Here is an 837-nt window from a genome sequence, read left to right on the forward strand (position 1 = left end):
AGACAGTCGTCTCAAGATCTTCTAGAAATCTCTCTATAAAAATCTTGTCTTCAGAAGACAAGATCTCTGAGACTCTTCTGAATCTTCTGACATAATCCTCAACAGCAGCCTTGAGAGAAGGAGTTGTTCTCCCCATATATCTTCAATAACCGGCTTGTAAAAATATTCTTAAAAAATCTTGTATAAAGATCTTTCATCTTTTAAAAGAGCCTCATATATATAGGAATAGACATCTTGAAATGGATTTTAGACGTCTATATAGCTGATGGAGAGACTCGTCTAAAGATTTTTGATGATGAAAAAGGCTCTACAGAGGATCATAGAATAGATCTTGATTTCTACGGATATATATCTGGAGAAGATGTTGAGAGTATTATTAAAGATCTTAGGAGCGTAGATGAGATTGAGGATGCATGGGCTGAAGAGTGGAGATGTCCGCCTTATTATGATACAAAGACTCGTGTAGCCGTCTTCAAAACTAGAAATATTGATGTTCTCAGACGTATCCTCAGGATCTCTAGATCTAAAGGCCTCAAGATATATAATGATTATCCACATCCACTTGTTGAAGCACTCTACAGAGCAGATATACGTCCTCTGACTATGATCAGAGAGTTGGAAAGAGGTAGAGTAAAGACTTATCTCTGGAGACCTTCTGATAAGGATCCTGAGGTGAGATATGTTCTACTAGATTTTAGAGAAGGTTATTACACAGCTGAGACTAGAGATGATCTTCAGAAATTCTGGGATGTTGACAAGCTCATAGATTATTTGATATGACCCCTCCCCGCCCTAAGGGGCGAGGTTTCGAAACTCTGGGTCTCGAGTGTTAGCCCT

The 837-nt window shown here is 38.6% G+C and carries 1 protein-coding gene; it reads left to right on the forward strand.

Going from position 1 to position 837, the window contains the following annotated elements; all coding sequences use genetic code 11:
• Nucleotides 1–234: 234 nt before the first annotated feature.
• Nucleotides 235–780, forward strand: coding sequence for a hypothetical protein (locus B7L68_RS08550; RefSeq protein WP_143615346.1), 546 nt, complete (start codon nt 235–237; stop codon nt 778–780).
• The last annotated feature ends 57 nt before the right edge of the window (nt 781–837 follow it).

This window comes from Thermoproteus sp. CP80, assembly GCF_002077075.2.
Lineage (GTDB): Archaea > Thermoproteota > Thermoprotei > Thermoproteales > Thermoproteaceae > Thermoproteus.